This is a genomic window from Bacillus sp. OTU2372, from assembly GCF_038440275.1.
Lineage (GTDB): Bacteria > Bacillota > Bacilli > Bacillales > Cytobacillaceae > Neobacillus > Neobacillus bataviensis_B.
Map to the genome: position 1 here is coordinate 243,964 of NZ_JASATK010000001.1, position 25,070 is coordinate 269,033.

Sequence of the window (25,070 nt, forward strand, 5' to 3'; positions counted from 1 at the left end):
TCAGTAGGAGGATGGGTATGGAGACTTCGAGTATTTTGGGCGGTATTTATAAACTGATGGATTGGATCTCGAAACTAGCGTTATTAAATCTTTTATGGATTGCTTCAACTATTCTGGGTCTGGGTGTTTTTGGCTTTTTTCCTTCGACTGTGGCGATGTTTGCGGTTGTGCGAAAATGGATGATAGGCGAAGAGGAGGTTTCCATTGTTAAAACCTACTGGGCTTCTTTTAAAAAGGAATTTGTAAAAAGTAATTTTCTCGGTGTGTTTATTGTGGCTGCAGGATTGGTGTTATATGCAGATCTGTTATTCATCCAAAACGCAGCAAAAAATATGGCCCCATTTCTCTATATACCATTATTCATCATCACTTTTATTTTTGTATGTACGCTTTTTTACCTCATTCCGATTTTTGTCCATTATGAGATGAAACTAACGGATGTAATTAAGAATTCATTTTTTGTTATGATTATGAATCCTTTATCTACTCTTTATATGTTAATTGGAAGTTTTGGAATCTGTTTTGTTCTTTCCTATGTACCGCCTATCTGTATCTTATTTAGCGGAAATTTATTAGCAATGTTATTTATGAAACCGGCATGTAACGCGTTTAACAAAATTCAACGTAAGCATGAGGTTTACTTACAGGAACAAAGTATATAGGAATCGGGTTCCCTAAATGGCTGCCCGATTTTTTTATATAAATTTTATGGAAAGGGGGATTAGGACTGCATCTAAGAATCTTCTCATAAAGAATTTCGGCTATCATTCTTTACTAGGAGGAAAATTGTGAATAAAAAATTCTCAAAGAAAAAATTACCGGTTATCGTAAGTTCTGCTATGGTCTTATCGATGTTTTCTGGAATTGGAATGGTTACCCCAAAACAAGCTCATGCAGCTGAGTTGACTAGTCTCAAATTTGACTTTGGTTCCAGCACTAGTCCCGTTGCTAAAGGATATACACAAGTAACTAACGCAATGACTTATAGCGGCGAAAGAGGATACGGACTAACCAAGTCAGTAGATTTTCGCGATCGTGGAAATCCAGATGATCTGTTAAGAGATTTTGTTATTAATAATAATTTTGGATTTTCGGTGGATGTTCCAAATGATGAATATTATGTAAAAGTTGTAGCTGGTGACTCAATTGCTTCTAATAAGACTAATCTAACGATTGAGGGAGAATCATTCGGTACCATTTCGACAAGCAGTGGAAAATTCTCAGAGAAAGATGAAATGATTTCTGTTCAGGATGGACAAATGAATTTTTCATTTAGCGGCGATGGCCGAGTCAATGCCATTGAAATTTTCCCCATGACTACTCCTACGGGTTTAACCATAACAGAAAAGAAACTGTATCCGAATACATCTGTCTCCTTAAAGTGGGATGAATTAAATGGTGCCGAAAGTTACAATATTTATCGTAAAGCAGATGGTGACGCAGCACCAACGAAAGTGGGAAGCACAAGTACGCCTGAATTTATAGATGAAACAGTTCAGCTTGGGCTTAAATATGAGTATACAGTTTCACAAGTAAACGAGAGTGGCATCGAGTCTGGGAAAAGCACACCTATCAATGTTGCTTTAGTGGATGAAACAAAAGCAGTGCCTGAATCTCCAGCGAGGCTTACTCTTGTTAATTCAACCGATAAATCTATAGCTTTTACCTGGAATGGTGTCGAGGATGCTTTGATGTATTACGTGTATCGGGCAAAATCACCACAAGGGCCATTCGAAAGAGTCGGCATCTCGAATAATGGAGAATTTACTGACAAGTCTATTTCACCAACAAGACACTACTACTATAGGGTTTCGGCTGTTAGTTTAGGGGGTATTTCTAATCCTTCGAATTCAATTGAGACACCCATAACGAAAGTAGTCCAACGTCAAATGGAAAAACTAGATCGAGGTTTAGTTGCTGTTCAGGTGGAAAATGGTGTTTATGTTAGCTGGCGTATGTTAGGGACGGATCCGGAAGGTGTTTCTTTTAACATTTACCGTGATGGGCAAAAGGTTAATAAAGAGCCGATTACCTCTAGCACAAACTATTTAGACAAAAATGGAACAAAGGATTCCATATATGATGTCCGTGCCGTATTTAATGGGAAAGAAGAACCGCTCGCAGAAGCTGCTGCAACTGTTTGGGAACAGAATTATTACGACCTCCCAATCCAGAAACCAGAGGGTGGGACTACGCCTGATGGAAAAGCCTATACATATAGTGCCAATGATGCCAGTGTAGGGGATGTGGATGGAGATGGTCAATACGAAATCATCTTAAAATGGTATCCAAGCAATGCAAAGGATAATTCCCAATCAGGCTATACTGGAAATACGTATGTTGATGCTTATAAGTTTGATGGCACAAGACTGTGGCGGATCGATTTAGGCAAAAATATTCGTTCCGGGGCTCATTATACTCAAATGATGGTTTATGATTTAGATGGAGACGGTAAAGCAGAAGTTGCAATGAAGACAGCTGATGGAACCGTTGATGGTCAAGGAACTGTAATTGGTGATGTTAATGCGGATTACCGGAATTCAAGCGGCTATGTTTTAAGTGGACCAGAATTTCTAACTATATTCGATGGATTAACGGGGAAAGCACTAACAACCACTGATTATGATCCACCGAGAGGCAATGTAGCTGATTGGGGAGATAGCTACGGTAACCGTGTAGATCGCTTCCTCGCTGGTATTGCCTATCTGGATGGGGAACGACCAACCCTGATTATGGCACGCGGATATTACACTAGAGCGGTTATAGCAGCTTATAATTGGCGTGATGGAAATTTAACTAAAGTGTGGACGTTTGATAGTAACAAGCCTGGAAATGAAGGATATGCGGGCCAAGGGTATCATAATCTAAGTATTGCCGATATAGACCAGGATGGAAAGGATGAAATTGTCTACGGTGCAGCAGCCATTGATGATGATGGAACCGGTCTTTATACAACTGGACTTGGACATGGTGATGCCCAGCATCTAGGGGATTTAGACCCAACGAGACCAGGCTTAGAATTTTTTGCGGTACATGAGCATACAGATGCCAAGTACGGAATTGAATTCCGTGATGCGGAAACTGGAGAAGCCATTTGGGGTGAATATACTGGAAGAGACACTGGGAGAGGCTTGTCTGCTGATATTGATCCAAGGTACCCTGGTGAGGAGTCATGGGCTGTAGGGGGAGAATGGAATGATCCTACTGGAGGTTTGTTCACTGCAAAAGGGGAGAAAATCTCAACTAACATTCCCGGGGCCAACTTTGCGATTTGGTGGGATGGTGACCTGCAGCGTGAAATACTGGACCATGGGAATTTTGATGATGCTAAACAAGTTGGAGTCGGAACGATCTCCAAGTGGGACTATCAAAATAATAAACAAGTTAATATTTTAACAGCGAATGGGACTTTCTCAAACAATGGAACAAAAGGAAACCCAAGTTTACAGGCAGATTTATTAGGTGACTGGCGAGAAGAAGTCATTTGGAGAACGGTAGATAGCAGTGCATTACGTATCTACACAACAACAGATGTGACCGAACAGCGTATTCGGACACTCATGCATGACCCTGTTTATCGTTTAGGTATTGCTTGGCAAAATGTTGGCTACAATCAGCCGCCTCATACTAGTTTCTTTTTAGGAAATGATATGGCTGCTCCTCCAGTGCCTAGCATGTACTTAAATAAAGTGATTCCTGCCACTGTTGATGTCAATCCGAATTCAATTGATACGAAACAGACAAACGGCAATGTTCCTCTGACTGTTAATATTGAATTGGATAAAGAACACGAAGTGTCAGAAATTAATTCTGCTACTGTGAAAATGGTTGTCAATGGTAAAACAATCTTTGCCGAATCTCACCCATCTGTCAATGGAGAGAAAACAAATAAGTTAATGGTCAAATTTGATAGACAACAAGTTTCAAAAGCTTTAAAAGGATACACTGGAACTGTTCAAATCAATATCAACGGGTTCTTACATGATGGGGAAAGCTTTAATGCGAAGGCTGAATTAATTATAAAATAATTCAAAAAGTGGGAGAGACAGCGGTTAATAGGCTTTCTTTCCCATTTGAATTCATTTTAAAGAACTTTTCTTACATACGATTTTCATACTGAATTTTAAAAGTTGGAGGGTGAAAGAATGACAGAATTAATACCACTTTGGGATGAGTTAAATATTGAAGAAAATGGACCAAATGAAAGTGCTCCAAGCATTCAAAGATATTTGCTCGATGGATCTGGACCCTTTCCTGTTATGATCGTTGCCGCAGGTGGAGCTTATGCAAGACGAGCAGAACATGAGGCTTACCCGGTTGCAGAATGGTTAAATTCAATTGGAATTTCCGCTGTAGTGCTCAACTATCGGGTCGCACCTTACAAACATCCTAGTCCATTAAATGATGCGAAACGGGCAATCCGAATGGTTCGATCTCATGCTGCAGATTGGAATCTAGATCCCAATCGTGTAGGAATTCTTGGTTTCTCTGCTGGTGGACATCTTGCATCAAGTGCGGGGACTCATTATGATTTTGGAAACTCGGTTGCAGAAGATCCTATCGAACAGTATAGCAGCCGTCCTGATTTGATGGTGCTTTGTTATCCCGTAATCTCGATGGGTGAATATACGCACGAAGGAAGCCGATTAAATTTATTAGGTGAAAAACCAGAAGCAGAGTTAGTTGAACTATTATCCAATGAAAATCAAATTACAGAGGAAACTCCACCGGCATTTTTATGGCATACAGCCGACGATGCCTCCGTACCTGTCCAAAATAGTTTAAAGTTTGCAGCGGGATTAAGCCGTCATAAAGTTCCTTTTGACCTTCATATCTTCGAAAGTGGCAGGCACGGGTTAGGTTTGGCTGAAGAACATCACGAGGCCAGAGAATGGCCTAGACTATGTGAATTATGGTTGAGGAAACAGGGGTTTTAAACAATTGATTTCTTTTAAATTATTATCAATAAAGGGTGGAAGGTTATATGTTAACAAAGAACGATATCCGTATCAGGGACCCTTTTATTCTATCAGACAGGGACTCTAACACTTATTACTTGTATGGCACTACGGATGAAAATGTCTGGAATGGGCCTGCGGCCGGCTTCGATTCTTATAAAAGCAGTGATTTAAAAAACTGGGAAGGGCCTTATCAAGTGTTTCGACCAGACGCTGAATTCTGGGCGGACCAACATTTCTGGGCACCGGAGGTTTTTTATCATAATGATCAATATTACATGTTTGCCAGTTTTAAAGCCGAGGGAAAGTGCCGTGGAACCCAGATCTTAAAATCGAACAACCCATTGGGCCCATTTCAGCCGTTAACAGAGGAGCCTGTAACACCACGAGATTGGGAATGTCTAGACGGAACTTTATTTATCGATAAGAACAATAATCCTTGGCTCATCTTTTGTCACGAGTGGTTGCAGGTCCACGACGGAGAAATTTGCGCTGTTCGATTAGCTTCAGATTTTAAAACTGCAATCGGGGACCCAATTGTTTTGCTTAAGGCTTCTGATGCAGAGTGGACAATTCCTGTGCGGGGAGAGACAGATTATGTTACAGATGGTCCATTCCTCTATCGGACACAAAATAACGGTTTATTAATGTTATGGTCGAGTAGGAGTGCGCGTGGTTATGCTGTTGGGATAGCCCGATCATTAACAGGAACAATAGATGGACCGTGGATTCACGAGGAGCAGCCATTAATGGATGAAGACGGAGGGCACGGCATGTTATTTAAAACATTCAAAAATGAATTAATGCTGACCATTCATGCGCCTAATCAAACTCCGAAAGAACGTCCAGTTTTTTTACTAGTTGAGGAGCAAAACGGAAAATTAGAGGTTAAGAAATAATCGATAGATGCTATGCATCTGTCGATTTATTTTTTTATTAGAAGATAACTATTCAAAAACAAACAAACATGTAATATAATTAAAACAAAAATAAATAAAAATAAAAAATCGATTTCATCAGGTTTTTTAGCTTCATTTGAAGGGATGGAGAAATAATGAGGGTAAGCTTGTTTGCAACGTGCCTTGTAGATATGTTTCAGAGTAATGTAGGTAAAGCTACAGTTGAACTACTTGAGAGACTAGGCTGTGAGATTGAATTTCCGGAATCCCAAGTATGCTGCGGTCAGCCAGCTTATAATAGTGGTTATACAAAAGAATCCAAAGAAGCAATGAAGCGGATGATTGACACCTTTCAGGATGCTGAATATGTGGTGTCCCCATCAGGCTCATGTGCCTTTATGTTCCACGAATATCCTCATATTTTTAAAGGTGATCCGATTTGGGAACCAAAGGCCAAAAAACTGGCAGAGAAAACATACGAACTCACGCAATTCATTGTTGATGTATTAAAAGTAGAAGATGTGGGCGCAAAATTTGAGGGGAAAGCTACCTATCATACCTCATGCCATATGACAAGATTACTAGGTGTTAAAAGAGCACCAATGATTCTATTAAATAATGTCAAAGGATTAGATTTTACCGAATTACCAGGAAAAGAACAATGCTGCGGATTCGGAGGAACCTTCTCTGTTAAAATGACTCAAATCTCTGAGCAAATGGTCGATGAAAAGGTTTGCCATGTTGAAGATACAGAGGCGGATTATTTAATTGGTGCGGATGCAGGCTGTTTGATGAATATCGGCGGACGGATTGATCGCAAAGGAAAACAAATTAAGGTTCTGCATATTGCGGAAGTATTAATTAGCCGCTAATAGATTTTTTGATGACCAAATACGAGATTGCTTGGAATGGGGGAAGAATAGATGGCAATGAAAATCAGCGACCAGCAATTTAAGGAGCGCGTTGATAATGGGATTCACGATTCCTTTATGCGCGGGGCAGTGGCCAATGCGCAAGACGGAATGGGTGTAAAAAGACGTGTTGCCGCTGAAGAACTAGGAAATTGGGAAGACTGGCGCTCACATGGAGAAGAAATCCGACAGCATGTTTTAGAACACCTGGATTATTATTTAGAACAATTAAGTGAAAATGTGGCAAAACGGGGCGGGCATGTATTTTTTGCCCAAACAAAAGAAGAAGCCAATGAATATATTCGAGGCATTGTTCAGCAAAAAAATGCTAAAAAAATTGTTAAATCAAAATCAATGGTAACCGAGGAAATCAGCTTAAATGGTATGTTGGAGCAGGAAGGCTGCCAGGTGATTGAAACCGACCTTGGAGAATACATACTCCAAGTGGATGACCACGATCCTCCGTCCCATATTGTCGTACCTGCTCTTCATAAAAACAAAGAGCAAATCAGGGATGTTTTTACGGAAAAGCTTGGTTACACAAAGACATCCAAACCGGAGGAATTGGCTTGGCATGCAAGGGAAACGCTGCGTCAGGAATATTTAACTGCAGATATCGGAATCACTGGCTGTAACTTTGCTGTCGCCGAGACAGGTTCATTCAGTCTTGTCACAAATGAAGGGAACGCGGATTTAGTTACCGCCTTACCTAAGACACAAATTACTGTAATGGGAATGGAGCGGATTGTTCCAACCTTTGAGGAGATGGAAGTTCTCGTTTCTTTATTAACTAGAAGTGCAGTTGGACAAAAGTTAACAAGTTATATCACTGTTCTAACAGGACCAAGAGAGGAATTGGATGTGGATGGTCCGGAAGAATTCCACCTAGTTATTGTGGATAATGGCAGGTCTAATATCCTTGGCGGAGAATTTCAATCCGTTCTCCAATGTATCCGCTGTGCAGCATGTGTCAATGTTTGTCCCGTTTATCGTCATGTCGGAGGCCATTCCTATGGATCCATTTATGCAGGGCCAATTGGAGCGGTCTTGTCACCATTACTCGGCGGCTATGATGATTACAAAGAACTTCCTTATGCATCGACACTTTGCGGGGCCTGTACCGAAGTTTGTCCAGTAAAGATTCCGTTGCACAACCTTCTTCATAAGCATCGAGAAGTAATCGTCGAAAAAGAAGGCAAAGCACCGATCTCAGAAAAGTTAGCAATGAAGGCGTTTGGACTAGGAGCAGCTTCACCGACACTCTATAAAATTGGTTCAAAAATTGCTCCAGCGGCAATGAATCCTTTTACGGTAGGGGATAAAATTTCCAAAGGACCAGGACCTTTAAAAGCTTGGACCGATATTCGCGATTTCCCGGCACCAAATAAAGAAAGATTCAGAGATTGGTTTAAAAACCGTGAAAAAGGGGGCCAATAATATGGCAGGAGCAATACAAAATCGTGAAGCCTTTCTTAATCAAATTGCCACAAGACTTGGACGGCCGCGAATCTCTAAACCTGTGGAGAGACCAAACTGGAAATTCCGCCCTCAGGATGAGGTTTTAAAAGATGCTACACAAGATGAATTGTTAGAAGTATTAAAAGAACATTGTAAGAAAATCCATACGACTATTTATTCAACAGATAGCAGGGAGTTATCATCGACACTTAATGAAGTCGTCACAAATTATGGCGGTGGTCCCATTGTTACTTGGAAGGATGAGCGTTTTTCCCAGTGGGGCCTCGATTCTTTAATTAAGCAAGAATGGCCAAATCATAATATCGATGTCTATGAATGGGATCATACAAAAGGCGAAGAAAACATCGCTAAAGCAGAGCAGGCTAATGTCGGGATAACCATCAGTGAAATCACACTTGCTGAATCGGGAACAGTTGTTTTATTCAGTGATGAGAATAAAGGCCGGACCGTAAGCTTTTTACCAAGTACTTATATTGCCCTAATTCCTAAAAGTTCAATTGTTCCTAGAATGACACAAGCAGCTCAAAAGATGAGAGAGATCCATCAAAAAACAGGGCATGTTGCATCCTGCATTAATTTTATAACTGGACCAAGTAATTCAGCTGACATTGAGTTAAACCTTGTTGTGGGTGTACACGGACCAGTAAAAGCAACTTATATCGTTATTAATGATCTATAATAGGAAATAAGAATTTAAGGCTGTTCGAAGAGATCATGTCAATTGATTTTTTCTGGACAGCTTTGTTTATAGGAGCAACTTTTCTTTTTTGTCTCAGGAAATATGAAAGCGTTTAATTTGTTGGTAGAAGTTTAAAAAAAGGAGAGATTTCTATGAAGGTTGGTTTTGTTGGTACGGGGTGGTTTACCAAAACTCATGCAAATATTTTAGGGGAAATGAATGGAGTGGATGTTACAGCATTTTGTGGAACAAGTCTAGAAAAGGCTGAGAAAGAGGCGAGGAATTGGTCAAATGCCACCGGATATACAAATGTGGAGGAGATGTTAGACAAGCAAAAATTAGATGCAGTCTATATTTGTGTACCACCGCATTCGCATGGACCTATTGAATATGCCTTAATTGAAAGGAATATCCCATTTTTTGTGGAAAAGCCGCTTGCAATGAATGAAGTACCAGATGAAATTGCTAAAAAAATAGCAGAAAAAGGACTTATAACATCAGTTGGTTATCACTGGCGTTATAAGGCTTTAACAAACAGAGCTGTATCGTTGTTGAATGAAAGTCAAGTTGGGATGGCACTCGGCTATTGGATGGGAAACATGCCGATGGTTCCTTGGTGGAGAGATGTTCATAAATCAGGTGGGCAGTTTGTAGAACAGACGACACATATTGTTGACTTATTACGTTATTTATGTGGTGAAATAATAGAAGTATATGCAGCTTTTAATAATCAAATCATGCAGGGAAAGGTAGAAGGAACCACGGTGTCCGATGTTGGCAGTGTCACGATGAAGCTAGAAAATGGAATCATTGCAACCATATCCAATACCTGCATCCTCCATAACTCGAGCAAGGTTGGACTTGATATCTATACAGATAACGGGGTTATTGAACTTAGTAATGATTTATTACGTGTAGTAAAAGGTAATAAAGTTGAAGAATACAAGGAAGAAACAAATCCTTACCTTGAAGAGAATAGGATTTTTCTTCAGGCCGTCCAAACCGGAGATCCATCTAATATATTATCAACATATCAGGATGCTATAAAAACGCATCGCGTAACAGTTGCAGCAAATCAATCTGCGATTGAAGGGCAGCCCATATATTTGGGATAAATCCAATAAAACAAAAAAAATGAAAGATTTTTGAACTTTTTATTCAAAAATAAACAAACATATATTATAATAAAAACAGAAGATAACAAACATAAAAACAAAACAAACGGAGGATTTCGGATGGTACAGAATCTTTGGAATCAAGAAACAGCTTCACAGGTAACAAAAGGGGTAGAAGAATTAGTATATCGTTCCAATTTAATTGGGTCTGATCGTGCGGTATGTAACTATGGCGGCGGTAACACTTCCATGAAGACAATTGAAAAGGATTTCCGCGGCCGTGATGTTGAAGTTATGTGGGTAAAAGGAAGCGGTTCGGATTTAGCAACTATGAAAGCAAACAATTTTACTGGTCTTAATTTAGAAGACATTCGTCCATTATTCGAACGTGACGAAATGACAGACGAAGACATGGTAGCATATCTATCACATTGTATGATCGACAGCAAGCACCCAAGAGCATCGATCGAAACATTATTGCATGCATTCTTACCTTTCAAACACGTGGACCACACACATCCTGACGCGATCATTAGCCTTTGCTGCGCAGACAATGGTAAGCAATTAGCAGAAGAGATTTTTGGAAATCGCTTTGTATGGGTCCCATATATTCGCCCAGGATTTACTCTTTCAAAAATGATCGCACAGGGAGTATTAAATAACCCAAATGCAGAACTAGTATTAATGGAAAAACACGGTCTTGTAACATGGGGAGAAACTTCTGAAGAAGCCTACGCAAAAACGATTCAGATTATTAACGAAGCAGAACAATATATCAATGAAAGAATGGATGAAGCATCTGTATTTGGCGGTCAAAAATATCAATCTCTTTCTGAAGAAGATGCAACTAGCATTCTAGCAAAAGTATTGCCAGTCATCCGCGGCGCGGTAAGTGATGAGAAAAAAATGCTTTTGACTTACGACCGTGGTGATGATGTACTGCAATTTGTGAACAGCTACAATGCACCAGAACTTTCACAAATAGGTGCTGCATGTCCGGACCATCTTGTTCATACAAAAATGATTCCACTTTATGTGAATTGGGATCCTCAAACAAAAGATGTTGAAGCATTGATTGCTAGTGTGAAAGAAGGAGTAGCAAGTTTTAAGCAGTCTTACACAGAATATTTTGAGCAAAATAAAAATGAAGGCGACAAAATGTTTGAGCCCGCACCACGTGTTATTCTAATTCCAGGTGTTGGTATGGTTAATACTGGTAAGGACGTTAAGAACTCAAGAATCAGCGGAGCATTATATCACCGTGCAATCGCTGTTATGAAAGGCGCTACTACACTAGGCGAATTTGTTTCTCTAAGTGCAAACGAATCCTACAATGTAGAATATTGGCCATTAGAATTATATAAATTATCTCTAGCTCCAGCTGAAGCAGAATTCTCTAGAAAAGTTGCATTTGTTACTGGAGGAGCAGGCGGAATTGGAAGTGCAACAGCACGCCGTCTTGTCTCTGAAGGGGCTGCAGTTGTTCTAGCTGACCTAAACCTTGAAGGTGCGGAAAAAGTAGCCGCTGAAATTAACGAACAATTTGGAGCTGATCGTGCGCTTGCTGTTAAGATGGATGTTACCAGTGAAGAGCAGGTTAAAGCTGCATTCGATCAAACAGCTTTAACATTTGGCGGAGTTGACATTATTGTTAATAATGCAGGTCTGGCAACATCTAGCCCATTCGATGAAACAACTCTTAAAGAGTGGAACCTGAACATGAACGTATTAGGTACAGGCTACTTCTTAGTTGCCCGCGAAGCGTTCAAGCAAATGAAAGATCAAGGCATTGGCGGTAACATGGTATTTATCGGTTCAAAAAACTCTGTGTATGCTGGTAAAAATGCAGCTGCATATAGCTCTGTTAAAGCTCTAGAAACTCACTTGGCAAGATGTATTGCAGCAGAAGGCGGCGAGTTTGGCATTCGCGTTAACTCTGTTCTTCCAGATGCAGTTCTTCAAGGTTCAGCTATTTGGGGATCAAGATGGCGTGAAGAGCGTGCCGCAGCCTATGGCATTGACCCTGATCAATTAGAAGAGCACTATCGTAAACGTACTACTTTACTAGTAAACATTTATCCTAGCGATATTGCAGAATCAATTGCATTCTTTGCTTCAACAAAATCAGATCGAACAACTGGTTGTATGTTGACAGTAGACGGCGGGGTACCTGCAGCGTTTACTAGATAATAAAGGAATAAAGACAAGCCTGTCTCAATTGACAGGCTTTCTTTATGAGATATGAAAGTATAAAAGTTTTTGAATTTGAGAATTGTCTAGCTCCAGCGCCTAGCCCCTCGAGGTCATAAGTCAATCCGTCCAAAAGGTGAAAAAGCAACCTTTCGGCCGGCTCGTCTTATGCTTGTCGGGGCTGACCAAGGCGCTTGCGCTTTTCTTATTTTATGCCCAGAACATCTAGAAACAGTGATATAGACGGATTCAAATTGTTTTTCTTCCACGCCATTACGAGTTCAAAATCATGCCCCTCCAGGCCGTCAATTTCGATAAATCGAAGCGTAGGGCTGGACACGGCTTCAAAGCTTTTTGGCAGTATAGAGATGCCCATTTCAGATTCAACGAGAATCGGTACAGTATCAACAAAGCGTGGTTGACTCACAATTCTTGGAGTCAGCCCATTTTGTTCACATAAATGGACGATAAAATCATAAGAACCTATAGGTGAATCATGGCGGTTATGGATAATGAATGGCTCTGTTGCAAGTTCAGCAAGCCTGATTGTTTTACGATTAGCAAAAGGGTGGTTCTTATGCATAACAATACAATATTTCTCGTTTGCTACCGTTTGAATCTCAATCTCTTCTATTCTATGTAACCCAGACGGTTGTGTAAAAGCGATGTCCAATTCTCCTTCTTCCAACGCTTCTTTTAGCATTTTACTTGGGAAGTGGTTCAGGTGAAGTTCTACTTTCGGATAGAGTTCACGGAACCGTTTGATAACCTCTGGTAGAAAACTACGAACATGAACACTCAAAAAACCAATCGAAAGACTGCCAATCAAACCTGCATCCGTTTGTTTAGCTTTTTCAATGGCCCCCGATGTTTTTTCTACAATCTCCATAGCTTCTTTTAAAAAGACAGACCCAGCTGGTGTAAGCTGAACGGAACGTTTATTTCGAATAAATAGTTTTACCCCAATCTGTTCTTCCAAATCGGCAATTTGATGGCTGATCGCTGATTGAGCGACATAGAGTTGATTGGCTGCCTTTGTAAAATTTAAATGCTCAGCTACGGTAATAAAATAGCGCAATTGTCGAATATCCATAGGATCCTCACTTGTTATTTATTTACCGTTATTTTATCATAATAGGTAATAAGTAGTCGAAATTATGCGAGTATTCTTATATTGACACGATGTTAAAAACTAGTATTCTACTAAAAATATTCAACTCTTAAAGCAGCAATCCTAACAAATAATATGAAAATGGGATTACAGAAATCGAATAGGTATATTTCCAATTTTTCTTCATTCGTATTATGGTTATTTTGAAAGCGCTTAATCATTTAAATGAATTTGATAAGGAGTGGTTAGATGGTTCTAAAAGTCGTTGGCAAGTTACCTAACGAGAAGAAACCATATTTTATTAAAAATGGAGAGGGAGAGCGATATATTTTCGATACCCAGGTTGCCTCCATTGTGGCTACTACTGAAAGCACTGGTGATATGATGGAGATCGTTCAATTATGGGGAGGCAAAGGCGATAGTTTCCCGGCTCATGTTCATGAACAAGCTCACGAGGGAATTGTTGTGCTCGACGGAAGACTTGAAGTCGAACTGAATGGGCAATTGTATTTATTAACTGCAGGTGACTATATAAGTATTCCCGCTGGAACTGTACATGCTTACCGAATGCAGAGCCATCGAACACGCTTCTATTCTTTCACCATTAACGGTCATGTCGCAAAGTTGTATTCGCTAATAGGAGAGCCATTTACTAAATTTGAACGCCCTCCAGTTTCTATGAACCTCTTAAACCAAGATATTTTTACCCAACTACCTGCTGATATTGATATAAAATTGGTCTCTAGTCATCCAATTGCTGGCTCACCAGAATTGGCTAAAGGCTCTACCATTCCGCAGGAAGTTCAACCGTATGTACTGGAATCAGGGGAAGGAGTCCATCTTCTTAGCGGTGATACTGTTCATACACTCCTAACAACAAAAGAAGCAACAAACAGCCAATTTCTTGCACTCGTTTCCGAAGGACCAAAAGGACAAGCCATTGGTGAGCATGCTCATGAATTGACCAATGAAACATTTATGTGTTTAAAAGGGGAAATGAAACTATGGGTGGATGGCGAGGAATTGCACTTATTACCAGGGGATTTTGCCTATGTACCGGCAAATACACCTCATCGCTTCCGCTGTGATGCCCACTATACAAAGTTTTTTGGATTATTGACCCCAGGGGACTTTGAAGACTTTTTCCGTATCCTTGGAGATCCATATGAACACCCAATCTTCCCTAGTGAGCCGGCACCATATCGGTTTGACCGAGTGATTCAACGTATTCATGAGCTCGATTTAAAATTATTAGGCAAGCCTCCAGGTCCACCACCAGCTAAAGTTGAAGAGGTTCATTGAAAATGAGTCAACGTTATGAAGTAAGGGTTTTAACTGATCTTGAATTTGCCTCACCAAATGGGAAATCGTTACTTCTCGATCTTTATTTGCCTATCGGAGCAGAGGGGCCAGTGCCAGTGATTGTCTGGCTCCACGGCGGAGGTTGGCGAATTGGGGATAGAAAGCTAGGACCGGATTTTAAAGTTAGATTTGCTGAAAGTGGATATGCCATGGCTAGTATTGAGTATCGATTAAGCAGTGAAGCGATTTTTCCTGCGCAAATTTATGATGTAAAGGCGGCAATCCGTTGGCTCCGTTCGGTCGCTAAGGAGTATGGGCTTGATAGCAATCATATTGGTCTCTGGGGGTCATCAGCTGGAGGACATTTAGCGGCACTGGCGGGTACCACAGGTTCAGGCAGACTAGAAGATTTGGAGTTAGGGAATTGGGAATCCTTGAGTGACGTACAAGCAGTAGTTGACGGATATGGTCCTACAGATTTCTTACAGATGGAGGAATACGATATTTCAACGGCCACTTCTTCTGATGATTCGGAATCCATTCGTCTTAATTCCGTTCAGCGCCATACTGACCCGAATTCGCCAGAGTCAAAATTGCTGGGAGCACCCATTCAAACGGTTCCACATCTTGTTCGTGAGGCGAATCCAATCACCTATATTGATGAAAATGTCCCGCCGTTTCTTATTTTACACGGGTTAAGTGATACAGCCGTACCAGTTCATCAAAGTGAGCTGCTTTATCAATCACTGATTGAACATGGGAATGAGGCCATTCTTTGTTTGATTGAAGGAATGGGGCATGCATTTTTTAATAGAAATGATTTGGATGAACAGCCTCTAGAAGTTACCTTTCGTAAGGCTGAAGCTGGGGAACCTGAACAGATAGAGTCCAGTAAAAAAAGAATATTTGAGTTAGTAGAATCATTTTTTCGAAAGCATCTCCATGAAAATTGAATTAAGCAAATAGATACTCCGTTTAGGCGGGGTATTTTTTTTTGTTCTACCATGAAATTATCAATTTAGAAATTGGGATTTGCCCCCGGACTTTTTACTTTGATTCTGTTTAATTGGTCAAAATTTACAATTTTTGTTGCTAATTCATTCGACTTTGTAGAATTATCCTCCTTTTTTGTAAAAATTGGGCCATTAATTTTTAAAATGGTAATTGATTACCAATTAATGCAGAATCGAAGCCATCATTTGTAGAATAAATTTAATAATTGTAGAATTCCTTCTCTATTTTGTAGAATTCAGCTTTTAATTTGTAGAATTCCTATGAATTAACCAAATTCTTATAAAATCGACTTAAAAATTAACGGGTACTGGTACGGCAGAGGAAAAGACAAAGTGACATATTATCTAAAATCATGATTTCTCAAATGCAATATGTGTATTTCAAAAAAATTTCATTGTGGCTTATCATTAATTTTAAGTGAAAAACACATCGTTGTGTTGTAAAAATACGAGGAGGAGATCCCTTGAAATTACTAACCTATTCCACAAACAATAAACCTTTACGACTTGGCATTTTAGTTGACGAAAATACGATTGTAGACCCACAGGAAGCATATATCGAGCTTTTAAATCAAAGTGGACAGCAAAGAGCAAAAGAAATTGCAACCGCTTTATTGCCAGCCAATCCAACAGAGTTTATTGCAAATGGCGTCAGGGCTCTAAAGACCGCGAAAGAGGCAGTTTCCTATGCACTTGAAAATCCTGCACAGTCTTCCGCCATCTATAAAAAGGAAAATGTTCGAATTGGAGCACCGGTATTGAAGCCGAATAAAATCATTTGCGTTGGACTAAATTACAAGAATCATATTCTTGAAATGAAGCGCGATTTCCCAGTTCACCCTGTTATTTTTGCCAAGTTTGCTACAGCGATTTCCGGTCCCAATGACACCTTTCTGCTAAATTCCAATTTGACTAAAAAGCTAGACTACGAGGCAGAATTAGCATTTGTTATTGGGAAAGAAGGAAAGGACATTCCGTATGAGGATGCCTTGGACTATGTGTACGGCTACACAGTTGCAAACGATATTACAGCCCGTGACATGCAAAAAAGAACCATTCAATGGCTGCAAGGTAAGACGTTAGATAAGGGTCTTCCCCTCGGTCCAGTTTTAGTTACAAAGGATGAAATACCAGATCCGCACTGCCTGGACATTTCTTTAACAGTTAACGATGAAGTAAGGCAAAAATCCAATACGGAACAGCTGCTCTTCAATGTCAATCACCTAGTTGAATTTTTATCAGGCATCGTTACTTTGGAGCCAGGGGATATTGTCCTCACTGGTACACCTGGTGGTGTAGGGGAAGCACAGAACAAGTTTTTACAGCATGGTGACAGAGTAAAAGTTGAAATTGCTGGGATTGGTGCTATTGAGACGACCATTATGGAGGTGACTGAATCATGACAACAAATCATGAACCCATTCGAGATATTGCTTATTTATCCCATATTGAATTGTTAACACCAAAACCAGCTGAGAGTTTAGAATTTTTCCGTGACCTACTTGGAATGGAAATCGTCCATCGTGAAGGACAATCGGTTTTTCTCCGCGGCTGGGGGGATCAGCAGCTTTACAGCTTGAAGCTGACGGAAGCAAGTCAGGCTGGATTAGGACATGTGGCGTTAAGGACCTTTTCCAAACAAGCACTTGAACGGCGTGTAATTGATTTGGAGAAAAGCGGATACGGAATTGGATGGACTGATGGAGATTATGGTCATGGACGATCCTACCAATTTCACGATGCGGATGGGCATGTATTAGAAGTATTTTATGGGGCGGATAAATATGCAACACCGGACCACTTAAAGCCGGGTTTGAAAAATCAGCCTCAAAAGTTTTCGGCTAGAGGTGCAAGCGTGACACAGCTGGATCATATTAACTTGTTCAGCTCCAATGTCGATGCCGATAGCAATTTTTATCGAAATCACCTTGGTTTCAGATTAAGTGAGCTGGCGATAACGGACGAAGGCAAACAAACCACTGCTTGGCTTCATGTTACCAATAAATCATATGATCTTGCTATTTCCCAGGATAAATCAGGTGCACAAGGACGTTTCCATCACGCCGCATTCAAAGTGGAAAGTGCCGAAATGGTACTCCGGGCAGCAGATGTATTTTTAGATAATGGAATTTTCATTGAAGCACCTCCTAATAAACATGTTGCAGGCCAAACGATGTTTGTATACGTGTATGAGCCTGGCGGTAATCGAATTGAGATATGCTCGGGCGGTTTTCTCATCTATACACCGGATTGGGAAACGGTAACTTGGACCCCGGAAGAACGGAAAAAAGGTTTAGCGTGGGGAACACCGCTTCCATCCACTTTCCACACATATGGGACACCTAACATTGATAAATAAACCTAAGGAGGATGAGAAAATGAATGAAGTATTAAATAGGTTCTCATATGAGGAAGCGATCGAGCGTGCGAAAGAATTATCTGCTTCCCTACGAATGCGGCCAAACCTTGGCGAAGAACTAAGACACCAACCCCCCGAAACAATCCAAGAATTCATTTCATCAGGCTTGGTTCGATCCTTGGTTCCGAGCCGTTGGAGTGGGCATGAACTGAGTTGGAAAACATTAGCTGATACAGCAATAGAAGTATCTAAAGGAGATGCTTCGACAGGCTGGTGCTATTCACTTCTGCTGTTACACAGCTGGATGCTGGCATTTTTTCCAGATCAGGCACAAGCGGATGTATGGAAAAATAACCCTGATGCATGCCTTGCTACGTCGATTAATCCAAGTCCAGATTCAAAAATTAGCCGTGTTAATGGTGGATACAAACTAAGTGGTAAATGGGGATTCTCCTCAGGAATCAATCACTGTGAGTGGGTCATGATTAGTGCGCCGGCACCGGTTTCGGAGGAGGGAGACGAAACAAAAGTTTTGTATTTCCTCGTTCCTAAAAGCGACCTAAAAGTGATTGATGTTTGGCGAGTTATTGGTATGAGAGGAACAGGCAGTAATTTATTGCAGTTAACGGACGTTTTTGTTCCCGAGTACCGCACAATGGAGTTAGAACCTTGGAATCTTCATGGGATCTCCCCTGGGATGGCCCTGAATACAGCACCACTTTATCGTATTCAATTGTCAGCTGTTATGCCAGTTACGCTTTTATCTGTTATTCTCGGAGCAACCAAAGGAGCTTATAATATTTGGCGTGACCAGGTTATTGGGAAAAATAAAGCTAGGGGTGGAGGAGCAGTCGCAAACTTAACCCATCAGCAAATTCGTCTGGCAAACGTAGCTGCAAAAATTGAAGCAGCGGACGCTCTTCTCCATAAATCCTTAGAACTGGTAGAGTCCGGACGGGTACTTGAATATCCGGAACGGGTACGCTTGCGCTGTAATTATGCTTATTGTACTGAAATGTGTACAGAAGCTATGGAAACCATCTATACAAGCAGCGGTGCAGCAGCATCTGCAGAAAGTCACCCGCTTCAACAGTTTTGGCGGGATATCCATGCCGGAGCACAGCATACGGCCTTCAATTTTGATTGGGTAGGAGAACTGTTCGGTAAGCTTGAACTAGGTCTTCCGGTAAAAGTGGAATACTAATAAAGTAGGAGAGAATCATAATGACTAAAACTATAGATCGTCTGAGCCCTGAGCTCGCTTCCTCTTTGCAGGGAGAAAAGATGGTTTCGTTGATTACGGTTGATGCAGAAACAAAACTTCCGCAATTAAGTGTTGTTTCATGGGTAAATGCAAACCCAGAAGGTACACAAATAAAAGTAGCTCTTGGTCATAAAGCATCAAGTATTAACAATATTCAAAGCAATCCTAATGTGATTGTTGGAATGATAGGAGATGGAAGCTGCTATTCAGTAAGGGGGAAGGCTTCAGTTTCTGACGTAATTAAAAGGACTATGAAGCTATGTGTGGTAACAATAGAAATTGAAGAAGTGGAGAATGTTATGTTCTACGGCGGCAAGGTGACGGTTGAACCGGAATATGAAAAAACATATAATCCCGAACTTGCGAAAAAATTAGATACAGAAGTTTACGAGCTTCTTGGTTAAAATGGCTTTAGAATAATGAACTCTATTGAATTAGAAAAACAAAAAAAGGAAAAGGGAAGAGAACTAGAAAAAAACTAGTTCTCTTTTTTACCGTGTTGTTTGAAAAGTAGGAAAAACAAAAAACGAGGCCGTTAAAATTCATATGTGTTCATTAACGCTTCAAATTCCTTTGTAAATAAAGGAACTAAAGGATTTTGATTATTTTTATTCCATGCAATGATGAAGTCAATATCCTCGACATATTCTTCTAATTCATTAAAACGAAGAGTTGATGGGGGATTTTGCATTGCAACGGGGAGAATCGATATACCGATACCGGCCTCAACCATGAGTAATACCGTTTCAAATTGAGAACATTCCTGAACTATGTTTGGGGAAAAACCATTTTTTGTGAATAATTCAAAAATATGTTTGAATCCATCAGGAGATATTTCTTGATTAATAACAATAATAGGTTCAGAGGCAATCGAATTTATACTGATTTTTTTATGGTTAGCTAGTGGATGTTCACTATTCATGACAACAGCAAAAGGTATATTTGATATTTTCCTAGATACTATTTCAGTGTATTTATCAATTGATAAAGAGAACGTGAATCCAATGTCAATTTCTCCAAGTTTTAAAGAGGCATTTAGTGTATCCCTGGTGTACTGGATTAGCTCAATATTAACATCAGGGTATGTCTTGGTAAATTGATTAATGAGTCTTGGTAAAAAAGTCTTCTCAAGTCCTAAATACCCAATTTTTATATTTCCAGACAGCCTGTTTTCCGCAAGTCTGGCATTGCTGATTGCTTTTTCATAATGGGTGATAACCCCTTTAGCATCTTTTAAGAGTTGGGTTCCCGCCTTTGTTAATTGGACAGTCCTTCTATTTCTAATAAACAATTGAACTCCTATTAGGTCTTCAAGATTAGAAATTTGCTTGCTAATAGCTGATTGAGCTACAAAATGTTTCATTGCCGCCTCAGTAAAACTCAATCGTTCCGCGACAGAAACAAAGTAACGTAATTGTTTAAGATCCATAGGCAATTGCTCCTTTCTTGTTGAATATGTTCAGTGGACTAATTACCTATATGAAAAAAAGGTATAACTGTGAACGATTAGTTATATTTCTCTCCTATGTCATTCTACCATATACTATGACTTGAAGTTAGCGCTACCGACAAGGTAGCTTAGCAATTAACTAGATTATAAAGGTTAATTATAGAGGAGGATTACAATGAGTAATTTATTTACGAACAACCTGCCAAATCACAAGATTCCTTATTTGTTAAGAAATGGGGAAGGGGAACGGTATATATTTGGCAGGCAATTAGCTACTATTATTGCGAATGGAAAGAGTACGGAAAACTTAGTAGAAATGGTCATTCTTTCAGGAGGAAAGGGAGACTCTTTCCCAACTCATAAACATTTACATTGTCATGAAGGAATCTATATACTTCATGGGTGGCTTGAGCTTGTGATTGCTAATAAGAAATATTTACTTACGGAAGGAAACTATGCTTATGTTCCTGCTGGTACGGAACACAGCTATAAAATGCTCAGCCATCGAACTCAGGTTTTATCTTTTACTTCGAAAGGAAATGTGTCACAACTTTATTCCGTTATTGGCGAGCCCTATGACAGATTTGTGCACCCTCCAAAAGCCGTGAATGAACCATCCATTGAAAAATTTGAGAAAGCCTCACGCACTGCAGATGCAGAGTTTTTCTTTGATGGTTACGTACTTGGTACATCACAACTAGTAGAAAATGGGGAAGTACCCGAAGAGGCTGCGCCATATGTCCTTAATACGGGAGAGGGCATACGCTTAGTTACGGGAGATCAACTTCATACCTTGATGACCACTCAAGCAAATTCTAATGGTGAATTTATATTTGTTGTTTCAGAAGGTCCTAAAGGTGAAGCTATCCCTGAGCATTATCATGAAGAGCATACGGAAATTTTCTTCTGTATCGAGGGTCAAGTTACATTGTGGGCAAATGGAGAAGAAATCACTTTGAGTCCTGGAGATTTTCTACATGTGCCTGCTAACACGGTTCATTCTTACCGAATGGATTCTCATTACACTAAAATGATTGGTATCCTTGCGACTGGTCTATTTGAGCCATTTTTCCGTACTCTTGGTGATGTTTATGATGATTATATTTTCCCGAGTGAGCCGGCTCCACTCCGTTTTGATCGAGTACTCCAAAATTTAGATATTCTTGATCTGAAAGTGCTTGGCGGTCGTCCTGTAAAAGATTAATAGTGACAAGAAGATTATCATTAATTAAAAAATACCATCTTTAAAGGAGGATTTTCATTGGAAAAGGTAGTAGATCATTCTGTGGAAATCATAACAGATCTCGTTTACGCGGAGATAAATGGAAGACAGTTATTAGCTGATATATATTTACCCAGGTTGAAAAAAGAGCCTCTGCCAGTGATTATTTGGCTGCATGGAGGGGGATGGCGGTTTGGGGATCGCAAATTAGGTCCGGATTTCACCTGGTATTTTGCCAGCAAGGGCTATACAATGGTAAGCATTGATTACAGGTTAAGTGATGAAGAAATCTTTCCAGCGCAAATTCATGATGTAAAAACAGCCGTTAGATGGGTTAAGAGCATCGCAGGGGAGTATGGTTTAAACGGTAATAAAATAGGCCTTTGGGGCTCATCGGCAGGAGGGCATCTTGCGGCACTTGCTGCAACAACTGAACCTAACCAATTCATCGGAGAAAATCCTCTTTATTCTGAAATGACAAGTGAGGTGCAAGCAGTTGCGATTGGTTATGGGCCAATGAATTTCCTTCAAATCGATGAACAACGAGAACTGTACGGAATAAGTGAAGAAGATCCTGAGTCAGTCCAAATTCCAAAAGATAAAAAAACATCTGACCCTGATTCATTTGAATCGTTGTTTTTAGGAGCACCTATTTTAACATGTCCGGAACGTGTGAAGGAAGCGAATCCGTTGACGTATGTAAAAGAAGGGCTTCCACCGGTTTTAATTATGCATGGGTTAAGTGACATCGCAGTTCCTGCACATCAAAGTAAGTTACTCTATAAAGCACTGGTCGCTAAAGGGAATGAAGTAACACTTTACCTGATAAATGGACTTGGCCATGGATTTCTTAATCGCACTAATTTAGATGTAAGTGGCCTGAGGATAGCAAGGTATTATGCCTCAAAGAACGGGTTGGAGGAGATTAATAAAGGAAAAGATTTGTTGATTTTTGACACAATTGAGGAATTTTTTCAAAGGGAACTTTCATAAGGGGAAACGATTACAAGTAGGGTCAATTTTTAAATATAGAAATTATATTTTAGGATTATAGTTCATTATGTGGATAATTACCCCCCTTATTTACCAAAAAGCATACTTCTTGATACGTTAATTCTCCTAATCTCAATTGTTCAAATAGGGTTTACCCTTATTGAACACGAGACGAAGAAATTTGAAAAGGCCAGCTTTCAATTTCTTACCGAAAGCTGCCTTTTTCATTAGAAGGTTTCAACTGATTTGATTGTCTTTCCTCTCATATAAAATTAAAACTATAATTTCTGTTTTTTTCTTAAAATGTATATGATTCGCCATCATCTGGCACTAGAACGTGAGAAGAGATTCCTTTTTCCTCAATAAAGTTTTTTAGCTCTTCTCTGGATAATTTCCAATGGTTGACAGCTTCCATATGCACAGAAATAATTTTGGCGGTAGGAGCAGCTTTATACACCTCGTAGATGTCATCTTTCCCCATTACTAGAGAACCCCCTTCAAAGAATTGATTATCTCCGCCATTTACCACAATGATATCTGGTTTATGTGTATCGATCATCTCTTGGATCGCTTCATACCATACCGTATCTCCAGCTACATATAAGGTTTTCTCATTATGATGTTTCAAGACAACGCCACACACTAAACCAGTACGTTTTAATATTTCTCCTCTTCCGTGCTTGCCTATTGTTTTAATTAATTGGATATCCTCAAAAACTGTATCTTCTTGTAAAACTTCTACATTTTGAAAACCAGCGTTACTAACTTTTTTAGCATCTTCTTCATTTTGAACATACATTTTTATGTCTTTTGGCAATATATCTTTGGCAACATCATCAAAGTGATCTAAATGTAAATGTGTTACAATTACAGCATCTACGGTAATAATATTGTCAAGTGACAAGGGTAAGCCAACTAGAGGATTAAATTGATCTTGTCTTAAGGAGTTTGGAAAAGGGGGGTAAGTACCTTTTTCAGCTAACATCGGATCTATTAAAAACCTTTTGCCTGCATATTCGACAACTAGTGTTGCATTACGAATTTGTTGTATCTTCATATTTTTAACTCCTTTTCTCTGATATACGTATAGTTTATTCTATGACCGAATAACATTTACATAGATAAAATCAAGTCTTTTGGCCGTTTCACTTGAAAAATGAAAGGATTTGAATACATGTTAGATAGCACGGATATGCGAATCCTAGATGAACTATCCAAGAACAGTCGAATCACGATGAAAGAATTGGGGGAGAAAGTCCATTTGACTGGACAAGCAGCCGTATCTAGAGTAGCTAAATTAGAAGATAATGGGGTAATTGAAGGTTATACCATTAAAGTTAATCATGCTAAAATAGGGTTTTTTATACATGCTTTAATTAATATCTATACAAAACGTACGCATCATGAACCTTATTTGTTGTTCATAAAAACACAACAACCATACGTCATAAACAATTATAAAATTAGTGGAGATAGTTGTTACATCCTCGAATGCAGATTCCCATCCAATGAAATATTAGATGAATTTTTGGTAAACTTAAACAAGCATGCAAACTATAAATTATCGATTGTTATTAATAAATAGTCAGTAAAAGTATCTATCAATATATTGCCTATGTAAAAAACAAAAATCCTTAACCTTTTTATCGGTTGAGGATTTTTTATTGAAGTGAGAAAACAGCCGACTATTTTTTTGTGTGAAATGGATAGAATTTAGTAGGATATCGATATAGTCATCTCACATCTTATTCTATAAACTTAAGACGGCGCTATCATAGATTACTAATTTATTGGAGTCTAGTTTGCATTATGAAGATCTTTGAGGAGTGGAAAAAAAGAAAGTATATAAAGATTGCCGAAATCCAGTTTTACTGCCAGACCTGCACATTCCTGACCCGGAAGCACATGTGATGCCAGATGGAAGGGTGTATGTCTATGGTTCTTGGGATCAAGAAGAGAATATTTATTGCAGTAAGGAATATCGAGTCTTTTCTTCAGATAATATGATTGATTGGGCAGGCCATGGGAAATCCTTTGATGCCAGCCTAGTTCCCTGGATATTTGATGAGAATGCTCCAAATATCCATCAAGTATTGATTGGTCAAAACCAACCCCATTCTTGAAA

Annotated in this window: 22 protein-coding genes; 19 read left to right on the forward strand and 3 right to left on the reverse strand. The window is 39.6% G+C overall.

All coding sequences use genetic code 11. From position 1 onward, the window contains the following. Positions 1–17: 17 nt before the first annotated feature. The 9 genes from AAHB15_RS01270 to AAHB15_RS01310 all read left to right on the forward strand — a co-directional run bounded on the left by AAHB15_RS01270 (position 18) and on the right by AAHB15_RS01310 (position 12,231). Positions 18–662, forward strand: a complete 645-nt coding sequence (locus AAHB15_RS01270; RefSeq protein ID WP_342041604.1) for a YesL family protein — start codon at positions 18–20, stop codon at positions 660–662. Between the two features lie 177 nt (positions 663–839). Beyond that, positions 840–4,028, forward strand: coding sequence for a rhamnogalacturonan lyase family protein (locus tag AAHB15_RS01275; RefSeq protein ID WP_446715839.1), 3,189 nt, complete (start codon positions 840–842; stop codon positions 4,026–4,028). Between the two features lie 117 nt (positions 4,029–4,145). Continuing rightward, positions 4,146–4,937: an alpha/beta hydrolase gene (locus AAHB15_RS01280; RefSeq protein WP_335572591.1), complete on the forward strand. Its 792-nt coding sequence runs from the start codon at positions 4,146–4,148 to the stop codon at positions 4,935–4,937. A gap of 47 nt (positions 4,938–4,984) precedes the next feature. Beyond that, the gene (locus AAHB15_RS01285; RefSeq protein ID WP_335572590.1) at positions 4,985–5,857 is read left to right on the forward strand and encodes a glycoside hydrolase family 43 protein; all 873 of its coding nucleotides are present in this window, start codon (positions 4,985–4,987) and stop codon (positions 5,855–5,857) included. A 155-nt stretch (positions 5,858–6,012) separates the two neighbouring features. Then, positions 6,013–6,729: a (Fe-S)-binding protein gene (locus AAHB15_RS01290; RefSeq protein WP_342041606.1), complete on the forward strand. Its 717-nt coding sequence runs from the start codon at positions 6,013–6,015 to the stop codon at positions 6,727–6,729. 51 nt (positions 6,730–6,780) lie between these two features. Then, positions 6,781–8,205 carry a LutB/LldF family L-lactate oxidation iron-sulfur protein gene (locus tag AAHB15_RS01295; RefSeq protein WP_335572588.1) on the forward strand — a complete coding sequence of 475 codons (1,425 nt, stop codon included), beginning with the start codon at positions 6,781–6,783 and terminating at the stop codon, positions 8,203–8,205. 1 nt (position 8,206) lies between these two features. Next, entirely contained in the window at positions 8,207–8,926 is a 720-nt protein-coding gene (locus tag AAHB15_RS01300) for a LutC/YkgG family protein (RefSeq protein WP_335572587.1), read from the forward strand. A gap of 152 nt (positions 8,927–9,078) precedes the next feature. Then, a complete protein-coding gene (locus AAHB15_RS01305; protein WP_342041607.1) occupies positions 9,079–10,041 on the forward strand; it encodes a Gfo/Idh/MocA family protein in 963 nt (320 codons plus the stop codon). Between the two features lie 120 nt (positions 10,042–10,161). Further along, positions 10,162–12,231: a bifunctional aldolase/short-chain dehydrogenase gene (locus tag AAHB15_RS01310; RefSeq protein WP_335572585.1), complete on the forward strand. Its 2,070-nt coding sequence runs from the start codon at positions 10,162–10,164 to the stop codon at positions 12,229–12,231. Positions 12,232–12,436: 205 nt separating this feature from the next. On the opposite strand, the gene AAHB15_RS01315 is transcribed toward AAHB15_RS01310, so the two are convergent. After that, a complete protein-coding gene (locus AAHB15_RS01315; protein WP_335572584.1) occupies positions 12,437–13,324 on the reverse strand; it encodes a LysR family transcriptional regulator in 888 nt (295 codons plus the stop codon). A gap of 267 nt (positions 13,325–13,591) precedes the next feature. Here AAHB15_RS01315 and AAHB15_RS01320 point away from each other — a divergent pair, with 267 nt between their 5' ends. The 6 genes from AAHB15_RS01320 (at position 13,592) to AAHB15_RS01345 (ending at position 19,684) form a co-directional block, all read left to right on the forward strand. Beyond that, positions 13,592–14,644 carry a quercetin 2,3-dioxygenase gene (locus tag AAHB15_RS01320; protein WP_335572583.1) on the forward strand — a complete coding sequence of 351 codons (1,053 nt, stop codon included), beginning with the start codon at positions 13,592–13,594 and terminating at the stop codon, positions 14,642–14,644. 2 nt (positions 14,645–14,646) lie between these two features. Further along, positions 14,647–15,597 carry an alpha/beta hydrolase gene (locus AAHB15_RS01325; RefSeq protein WP_335572582.1) on the forward strand — a complete coding sequence of 317 codons (951 nt, stop codon included), beginning with the start codon at positions 14,647–14,649 and terminating at the stop codon, positions 15,595–15,597. 524 nt (positions 15,598–16,121) lie between these two features. Further along, entirely contained in the window at positions 16,122–17,060 is a 939-nt protein-coding gene (locus tag AAHB15_RS01330) for a fumarylacetoacetate hydrolase family protein (protein ID WP_342041608.1), read from the forward strand. Next, the gene (locus tag AAHB15_RS01335; protein ID WP_335572580.1) at positions 17,057–18,016 is read left to right on the forward strand and encodes a VOC family protein; all 960 of its coding nucleotides are present in this window, start codon (positions 17,057–17,059) and stop codon (positions 18,014–18,016) included. Before AAHB15_RS01330 ends, AAHB15_RS01335 begins: the two co-directional genes overlap by 4 nt. 19 nt (positions 18,017–18,035) lie before the next feature. After that, on the forward strand, positions 18,036–19,220 hold the full coding sequence (locus tag AAHB15_RS01340; protein WP_342041609.1) for an acyl-CoA dehydrogenase family protein: 1,185 nt from the start codon (positions 18,036–18,038) through the stop codon (positions 19,218–19,220). 20 nt (positions 19,221–19,240) lie between these two features. After that, positions 19,241–19,684: a pyridoxamine 5'-phosphate oxidase gene (locus tag AAHB15_RS01345; RefSeq protein WP_335572578.1), complete on the forward strand. Its 444-nt coding sequence runs from the start codon at positions 19,241–19,243 to the stop codon at positions 19,682–19,684. A gap of 131 nt (positions 19,685–19,815) precedes the next feature. Here AAHB15_RS01345 and AAHB15_RS01350 read toward each other — a convergent pair whose 3' ends face one another. After that, on the reverse strand, positions 19,816–20,709 hold the full coding sequence (locus AAHB15_RS01350; RefSeq protein ID WP_342041610.1) for a LysR family transcriptional regulator: 894 nt from the start codon (positions 20,707–20,709) through the stop codon (positions 19,816–19,818). Positions 20,710–20,905: 196 nt separating this feature from the next. Here AAHB15_RS01350 and AAHB15_RS01355 point away from each other — a divergent pair, with 196 nt between their 5' ends. Beyond that, on the forward strand, positions 20,906–21,934 hold the full coding sequence (locus AAHB15_RS01355) for a quercetin 2,3-dioxygenase (protein ID WP_335572576.1): 1,029 nt from the start codon (positions 20,906–20,908) through the stop codon (positions 21,932–21,934). A 57-nt stretch (positions 21,935–21,991) separates the two neighbouring features. Further along, entirely contained in the window at positions 21,992–22,945 is a 954-nt protein-coding gene (locus AAHB15_RS01360) for an alpha/beta hydrolase (RefSeq protein WP_335572575.1), read from the forward strand. 298 nt (positions 22,946–23,243) lie between these two features. On the opposite strand, the gene AAHB15_RS01365 is transcribed toward AAHB15_RS01360, so the two are convergent. Continuing rightward, positions 23,244–24,002 (reverse strand): MBL fold metallo-hydrolase, encoded by a 759-nt coding sequence (locus AAHB15_RS01365; RefSeq protein ID WP_335572574.1) that lies wholly within the window; start codon positions 24,000–24,002, stop codon positions 23,244–23,246. 117 nt (positions 24,003–24,119) lie between these two features. On the opposite strand from AAHB15_RS01365, the gene AAHB15_RS01370 reads away from it, so the two are divergent. Together AAHB15_RS01370 and AAHB15_RS01375 are read left to right on the forward strand one after the other, a co-directional pair. Next, positions 24,120–24,530: an Lrp/AsnC family transcriptional regulator gene (locus AAHB15_RS01370; protein WP_335572600.1), complete on the forward strand. Its 411-nt coding sequence runs from the start codon at positions 24,120–24,122 to the stop codon at positions 24,528–24,530. 241 nt (positions 24,531–24,771) lie between these two features. Then, complete coding sequence (locus AAHB15_RS01375; RefSeq protein WP_335572573.1) at positions 24,772–25,068, forward strand: hypothetical protein; 297 nt, start codon at positions 24,772–24,774, stop codon at positions 25,066–25,068. The last annotated feature ends 2 nt before the right edge of the window (positions 25,069–25,070 follow it).

What these genes read in the sequence shown, in the direction of transcription:
- AAHB15_RS01270 (WP_342041604.1), top strand. Translation starts at nt 18, where the DNA reads ATGGAGACTTCGAGTATTTTGGGCGGTATTTATAAACTGATGGATTGG.
- AAHB15_RS01275 (WP_446715839.1), top strand. Translation starts at nt 840, where the DNA reads ATGGTCTTATCGATGTTTTCTGGAATTGGAATGGTTACCCCAAAACAA.
- AAHB15_RS01280 (WP_335572591.1), top strand. Translation starts at nt 4,146, where the DNA reads ATGACAGAATTAATACCACTTTGGGATGAGTTAAATATTGAAGAAAAT.
- AAHB15_RS01285 (WP_335572590.1), top strand. Translation starts at nt 4,985, where the DNA reads ATGTTAACAAAGAACGATATCCGTATCAGGGACCCTTTTATTCTATCA.
- AAHB15_RS01290 (WP_342041606.1), top strand. Translation starts at nt 6,013, where the DNA reads ATGAGGGTAAGCTTGTTTGCAACGTGCCTTGTAGATATGTTTCAGAGT.
- AAHB15_RS01295 (WP_335572588.1), top strand. Translation starts at nt 6,781, where the DNA reads ATGGCAATGAAAATCAGCGACCAGCAATTTAAGGAGCGCGTTGATAAT.
- AAHB15_RS01300 (WP_335572587.1), top strand. Translation starts at nt 8,207, where the DNA reads ATGGCAGGAGCAATACAAAATCGTGAAGCCTTTCTTAATCAAATTGCC.
- AAHB15_RS01305 (WP_342041607.1), top strand. Translation starts at nt 9,079, where the DNA reads ATGAAGGTTGGTTTTGTTGGTACGGGGTGGTTTACCAAAACTCATGCA.
- AAHB15_RS01310 (WP_335572585.1), top strand. Translation starts at nt 10,162, where the DNA reads ATGGTACAGAATCTTTGGAATCAAGAAACAGCTTCACAGGTAACAAAA.
- AAHB15_RS01315 (WP_335572584.1), bottom strand. Translation starts at nt 13,324, where the DNA reads ATGGATATTCGACAATTGCGCTATTTTATTACCGTAGCTGAGCATTTA.
- AAHB15_RS01320 (WP_335572583.1), top strand. Translation starts at nt 13,592, where the DNA reads ATGGTTCTAAAAGTCGTTGGCAAGTTACCTAACGAGAAGAAACCATAT.
- AAHB15_RS01325 (WP_335572582.1), top strand. Translation starts at nt 14,647, where the DNA reads ATGAGTCAACGTTATGAAGTAAGGGTTTTAACTGATCTTGAATTTGCC.
- AAHB15_RS01335 (WP_335572580.1), top strand. Translation starts at nt 17,057, where the DNA reads ATGACAACAAATCATGAACCCATTCGAGATATTGCTTATTTATCCCAT.
- AAHB15_RS01340 (WP_342041609.1), top strand. Translation starts at nt 18,036, where the DNA reads ATGAATGAAGTATTAAATAGGTTCTCATATGAGGAAGCGATCGAGCGT.
- AAHB15_RS01345 (WP_335572578.1), top strand. Translation starts at nt 19,241, where the DNA reads ATGACTAAAACTATAGATCGTCTGAGCCCTGAGCTCGCTTCCTCTTTG.
- AAHB15_RS01350 (WP_342041610.1), bottom strand. Translation starts at nt 20,709, where the DNA reads ATGGATCTTAAACAATTACGTTACTTTGTTTCTGTCGCGGAACGATTG.
- AAHB15_RS01355 (WP_335572576.1), top strand. Translation starts at nt 20,906, where the DNA reads ATGAGTAATTTATTTACGAACAACCTGCCAAATCACAAGATTCCTTAT.
- AAHB15_RS01365 (WP_335572574.1), bottom strand. Translation starts at nt 24,002, where the DNA reads ATGAAGATACAACAAATTCGTAATGCAACACTAGTTGTCGAATATGCA.
- AAHB15_RS01370 (WP_335572600.1), top strand. Translation starts at nt 24,120, where the DNA reads ATGTTAGATAGCACGGATATGCGAATCCTAGATGAACTATCCAAGAAC.